Genomic DNA, 5,822 nt, shown 5'->3' on the forward strand with positions numbered 1-5,822 from the left:
AGATGGGGTTCCATTGGCAGTCATAGAATCACAAGTAGATACGTTTAAAAAAGCTGCAAAGGAAGGAAAAGCATTTAGTAAAGAGTGTACAGAAAATGAATGTGATAATTGCGGATTATAAAAATCAGACTATGGATCACCTTGATAAGTTTATAAATAATCGTAAGGCACAGCTTTTCATGTTGATTGATGGTGTGTACTCATTTGATGATCATACTACTCTTCAGAAAATGTATGAATTGCAAGAAAATGTAAAATGTTATCTACTATACTTAGATACAAAGCTTAGTAATTATATAGATATATCTCCTCTTCTTGTTCAAGTAGATGATGTTGAGTGTATAACCGACTTCATCAAAGACTTTGATATGGAGGAAAGTACCATATTTTTAACATCTCATCATGATTGTGATTCGTTGGGTGAGCATTTAAGTAATTTTATTGAAGTTGACTTATACGGGGAAGTGGTTTTTTTTAGATTTTATGATCCACTAATAATGTTTAGTATAGTAAACTGCAAGAATGAAAGCTTAAAAGAAAAGTTGTTTCTAGGTATTAATCAGGTCTTTTTTATTTATGATAATAGTCAAAAAGCTATTTTATTTGCTGAAGATAAGAACCAGTCTAATGTCTCTATAAGAGATACGTTAGGAGATATAATAATATCTGATGATTTATATGAGAGACTAGTATTTGATAAAGAAGAAAGAGAAAAGCATAAAGCTGAAGACTATGTGTCCGTCAATTACCCAAATATAAATACAATGGAAGTTGTTAGAAAATCGTTTGATCTTTGCAAGCAGTACAAATTGATGAATAGTGTATCTTTAGAATTTTTCTGTGATGTGATTGTAAATGATGAAAAATTCTTAAGTGTAAGTGAAGTAAAGATGTTGTTGGGTGACTTCAAACTAGAAGTAAATGTCAAGAATGAGAAGTTGGAAGAATTTTACGCGTTATACAAAGTAGGGTTGCTGAATGACATTAATTACAAATAAAGATGCTGGTGAAATATCAGTAAATGAGTTTGACAAAAAAAATACACCTGCAGAAAAATTAGGATATGATAAAAAAGTTGAGCTGGCTCAAGATGCTATTATAAAAAATGGAGGTAGCTTTAAAGAAAATCAGGAAGCAAAAAATATTGATGAGGTTTGTCAAGAGAGTGAGGCAAACAAAAAAGTTGAAATTGTTGAGTTACTTTTTGATCCGGCAGAAGATGTCGTCTATTTGCTAACAAAGGATCAGTGTGCTGTTGTCTATAATGAATTTCAATTTTTAGAAGATACTATAAATAAGATTTATCAAGCTGGTACAAATAAATAACTGGTTAATGAGCAAAAAAGAAAAAGCACTGCAGAATTGGTTGATGCAGGTGTAACACCTGTGACAGAAAAAGTTTATCCATATACCTCAGCCCCGAAAACATCTTCATTAACTGAAGTAATACCACTAAAGAAAGGAAAAGGATATAAGTACATAAGGAAAGAAAAACTTAATGGTAATGTATACAAAAAGGTATCTGTTAATAAATCTATCACGCATGATAGAATCGTAGAAAGAAGAAAAGGGTGGTATAATCCTGATACAAAAAAAATGGAGAGCAGTAAGAAATGTGAGTCATGGAGAGAGCGTAAGGATAAGATATTTAAGCATCATAAAAAGGCTTTTGATTATAATAAATTTAAAGAACAGGTTAAGGATAAGTTAAATCCTAAAAAAACGTCATCACTAAAGTTCGATACAGGGAACTTGTTGATGCATTTGGATATGTATAATGATATTCAAAAATTTTGTAAGAAATATAATAAAAAAATTCTTGATGCTAAATCTGAAGGAGAAATTTATGATGCTTCAGCTGAGGCACAACTATTTAGATTTGCAGCCAATGCCTCTGCAAATGGTAAGATATCTTTTCCGGAAGGAAAAATAACCTTAGAAGGACAAATTGATGCTTCTTTCGCTTTAGGAGAAGGAAGAGCAAGAGCAAGATTATTTTACCCTGATAAAAAAGGTTGTCATTGGGAACTAACCACTAAAAGTGGTAAGAAGTTTGATCTTGGTTTTTTTTATACAAGAGTCGTTCTTCAACTGTATGGCTTTGCAGGTGCAAGTGCATGTTTATCTGCATCACTTGTAGTTGATAAAGGAGAGTTTAAAGGAGACCCGCTTGATATTTCAAAAGAATTAGAAAGCTTAAGCAGAAAGAAAAGTCAAAAGAAAAAAGCTAGAATTGAAAGAAAAATTGAAAAAAAGAAGAAGAAAAAACAAGAAGAAATTGATAAGCATAATTCAAATGAATATCTTTTAAAGCAGATGCTTTTGCTGGTGTAAAAGTAGGTGGATCGCTAACTGGTGGCTGGTATTGGCAAGATCCAGAAAAAGATCAAATCTTTTTACCTATTGCGGAGATCGGGTATGGACTTGATTTAAGTGCAGGGATTGGAGCAGAAGCAGAATTTTATATTACATATAATAGTAAGATAAAGGCACTAGAGATGTACGCACATGGTGCTCTAACAGCAGGACTAGGGCTTGGTGGCGGTCTCGAGGGACTGATTAGTCCTACGCAGGTTATAAGATTGTACTCATTAGTTTATAGACAACTCATTGATAACAACTGTTGTTTTTTAGAGTTTATTCATGCCTTTGCTTTTGATGCTTTAAATAAAATAATTATAAATTATACTACATTAGGAAATAATATGTATGATACATATAAGAACATTTATAATGAGGCTAGGGGTGTTATTGAAGATGTTTTTGATGTGCTTGGCTTTGGTTCAGATTTTGAGCAAGCTAATAGCTTAGCTGAAGGGATTCTAACTGGCGATGATTTATGGAAATTTGCACCACCAGAAGCTAAGGGCAAAATGTTAGAAATTTTGTGCAGAACGTTTGTTTTTAGAGCAGAAGAGCTGCAGGAAACAGCTATTATTAAATTACTAAAATCAGTACAAATAAAAAAAGAGTTTGATCAAATACTAAAATATATGAGTATTAATGGGAAGAAAGTTAATAAAGAGCGCTCTTTAGAAAAAATTAATGCAATATTGGATGGTAAGCAATATATACTTTTTAAGTCTTGGTTGAATAATTTGGAAAGGAGAAAAATTGATATAAGAAAACCAATAGCAATGAATGATAGTCCATATGAACCAAGAGCAGTTACTCCTGACCGGCAAGCTCAACTTTATGCTGCAAGAACGTTATGGTCAGATGATAATACAGCATTAGTCTAATGACTAGAGATGACCTCTAGCCAATCTATTAATTACTGTTGATATTATTTAATTCATCTGGAGCAGATATATTGATTGCACACCTGAAGCCTGGTGCAGGAGGTAAAAGATATTCTTTACCATTATAAACTCTTGGTTTTCGATATTTTCTATCAATAAGAGGTGTTTTGTAGAGGGTTGTTCCATATCTTAAGCTCATAGGTTCATAACCACCTCGTGATATGTGGTATTTTCCTGTATTTGGCCCTTTAGGATTGAGATATGGTGAATTTTGGTAATAGTCTTTGGAATAAAAATCTTTAACCCACTCACTCACATTGCCTGTCATGTTGTAAAGGCCTAAAGGATTTGGATCATACTTTGTATTATGGTGAATCGTTGAGTCATATTCCGTGCTTTTAAAATCGCCATTTTCCTGATAGACGTTAGTCGCATTTGCATAAAGAACTTTTTCACCTCTGTTTCTAGCTGCGTATTCCCATTGTGCTTCAGTAGGTAAATCAAATGGTAAGCCTGATAAGTCTGAAAGCCATGAACAAAACTTATTTGCATCTTGCCAAAAAACTTCATTTGCCGGTAGATTATCCGGCTTTTCGCTATTATCAATAGTAAAAGTTGGCTTCCAGTAGCTTTGGTTATGTTTTATAAAAAGCTTCATTTCCCAATTATTAACTTCAAATTTAGATATATAAAAACTATCTAACTTTACTTTATGAAGAAGATACTCTTTATGCTCTTCTCGGGAGTCATAGGTTTGCCTTCGTTTTCCATATTTGTCAAGTCCAAAATCACCCATTTCAAACTCTCCACCTTCTACGAAAACCATGTTTGCTATTTGATGTTGAACGACCTTAATTAACTCTTTATCTGAATGGTTTCCAGCTAAAGAATATGTACATAGTGGGAAAGTAAAAACAGAAATTATTATATTCTTAAATTTCATAAAAAGACTTTCTGCTATAATGTTTGTGTATAAAATTATTTATCCTGTCTAAAATGGCTACTTCTTCTCATTTTTATTAGTGGTGTCTAATATTTGTAATAAATAGTATCCTTGGATACTTATTGCCTGTCAAAGGTACTGTCGACTAATACAAAATAAAATATACATAGTGTTATAGTTCACATTTAATACCTAGTATTTATTCATATATTACCAAACAACACTTTGTATGATAGAGATATCTCTACCACTGTAGTATATTTTATAAATTAATAAGCTTTTGTGTTAAAATGATCACTTAAGAGTGATAGGTCTTATGTTGAGATCAATCTTGTTAGCCATGTGCTTGATTTCAGGTAAATTATTTGCTAGTAATCATACTGATTACTTTTTAGTACCCTTTATCTTTACTTGCATAACTGTATTTGTTTTGTTTTATGGTGCTATTTTAATTAGAAAAATTATTGTCAAAAGTAGTAGTACAAAAACGCATAAAACAAATAATACAAACAATAGTTGTTATACTGATTACTGTAATAGTGATACTAGCAGTAGTAGTACTTGTGATAGTGACTCATCAAGTGGGTGTGACTAGGTTTAATCAATTATTGAGGGTTGCATGAAAAAGATACTTTACTCTTTGTTGTTATCTCTAATAAGTTGTTGCTTACTAATCTATTATACAATCTATTACGAAGGAGATTCTCTAAGCTCTCTTGTTAAAAGTATTGAATTTTGGTTATTTTTATTCGGGTATTTAATCGGTATTTTTCTGTTGTGTTTGCTGATCTTTTATTTTGTTGGTAAGTCTAAAAAAACTAGTATGTTTTTTGCTTTTTTTATTTTCTGTGGTGGCATATTATATTTTTATGTTGATGAGAGTATAATTAATAAATACTGGGTTGTAAGTCAAAATGATTACAATGGTGAATATGTCTTTGACTTAGATTCTATAGAATCAGGTAGGTTGAAGAAAAATGTCATTGATTCCAAGTTTCCACCTAGACTTTATATTGAAGGTTATAATGCAGAAATAATCGGTTATGTTAAGGGGTATCCAGTACATTTGAGTATGTATAATGTATGTATTGAAGGTAAAAATATTATTCTCCGTCAAGGGACAAGTATTTATGATAAGTATTGCTCAATTGAAGAAAACGAAGCATCTTTTTCAATAAGATTTACTCCATCAGCAAACGATAGTCTATTATGTGTAGATTGCGAAAAAGAAGGAATACCTTCATTGTGGATTAAGAACTAACTAAATCATTTGAGCTTAATTAGTCTATAGTGAATATAGACTTCTTTAGTTTAGTCACTTATTTAATCATAAGCTCTTTCACTTCATCATTTGATTCTGTATCTAAAACGCTATTACTGTAGATAAATTTAACAGTTGATAAATACGCAAAGTTGCGTATGGAAACCAGACAAACGAATAAAGTAATGCTGTCAGGTGCTAGTAATAGCCGTCGTTTGATGCCTGGGCATCGGGTGAATATCACTGAGCATGCACAATTTGAAGTTGAATACTTGATTACTCGGGTAACACATGAAGGGACAAATCCACAAGCATTGGATGAAGGGGCCCTAGCCAAGGCGGACATTACATCAGCTATACCCTTCACGAATCATTT

Annotated in this window: 7 protein-coding genes; 6 read left to right on the forward strand and 1 reads right to left on the reverse strand. The window is 32.0% G+C overall.

Going from position 1 to position 5,822, the window contains the following annotated elements; all coding sequences use genetic code 11:
- Positions 1 to 95: 95 nt before the first annotated feature.
- The 4 genes from KCG35_RS23350 (at position 96) to KCG35_RS23365 (ending at position 3,242) form a co-directional block, all read left to right on the forward strand.
- Complete coding sequence (locus tag KCG35_RS23350) at positions 96 to 998, forward strand: DUF4123 domain-containing protein (protein ID WP_215822271.1); 903 nt, start codon at positions 96 to 98, stop codon at positions 996 to 998.
- A complete protein-coding gene (locus KCG35_RS23355) occupies positions 979 to 1,326 on the forward strand; it encodes a hypothetical protein (protein WP_215822272.1) in 348 nt (115 codons plus the stop codon). Before KCG35_RS23350 ends, KCG35_RS23355 begins: the two co-directional genes overlap by 20 nt.
- Before the next feature lie 60 nt (positions 1,327 to 1,386).
- Positions 1,387 to 2,334 carry a hypothetical protein gene (locus tag KCG35_RS23360; RefSeq protein ID WP_215822273.1) on the forward strand — a complete coding sequence of 316 codons (948 nt, stop codon included), beginning with the start codon at positions 1,387 to 1,389 and terminating at the stop codon, positions 2,332 to 2,334.
- Positions 2,335 to 2,498: 164 nt separating this feature from the next.
- Positions 2,499 to 3,242, forward strand: a complete 744-nt coding sequence (locus KCG35_RS23365; protein WP_215822274.1) for a hypothetical protein — start codon at positions 2,499 to 2,501, stop codon at positions 3,240 to 3,242.
- 28 nt (positions 3,243 to 3,270) lie between these two features.
- On the opposite strand, the gene KCG35_RS23370 is transcribed toward KCG35_RS23365, so the two are convergent.
- Entirely contained in the window at positions 3,271 to 4,185 is a 915-nt protein-coding gene (locus KCG35_RS23370; protein WP_215822275.1) for a formylglycine-generating enzyme family protein, read from the reverse strand.
- Positions 4,186 to 4,804: 619 nt separating this feature from the next.
- On the opposite strand from KCG35_RS23370, the gene KCG35_RS23375 reads away from it, so the two are divergent.
- Both KCG35_RS23375 and KCG35_RS23380 read left to right on the forward strand, forming a co-directional pair.
- Positions 4,805 to 5,446 (forward strand): hypothetical protein, encoded by a 642-nt coding sequence (locus tag KCG35_RS23375; protein ID WP_215822276.1) that lies wholly within the window; start codon positions 4,805 to 4,807, stop codon positions 5,444 to 5,446.
- A 158-nt stretch (positions 5,447 to 5,604) separates the two neighbouring features.
- Positions 5,605 to 5,822: contractile injection system protein, VgrG/Pvc8 family (locus tag KCG35_RS23380; protein ID WP_215822277.1), on the forward strand; the 218-nt coding region annotated here is incomplete at its 3' end.

The organism is Zooshikella harenae (assembly GCF_018837975.1).
GTDB classification, from domain to species: domain Bacteria; phylum Pseudomonadota; class Gammaproteobacteria; order Pseudomonadales; family Zooshikellaceae; genus Zooshikella; species Zooshikella harenae.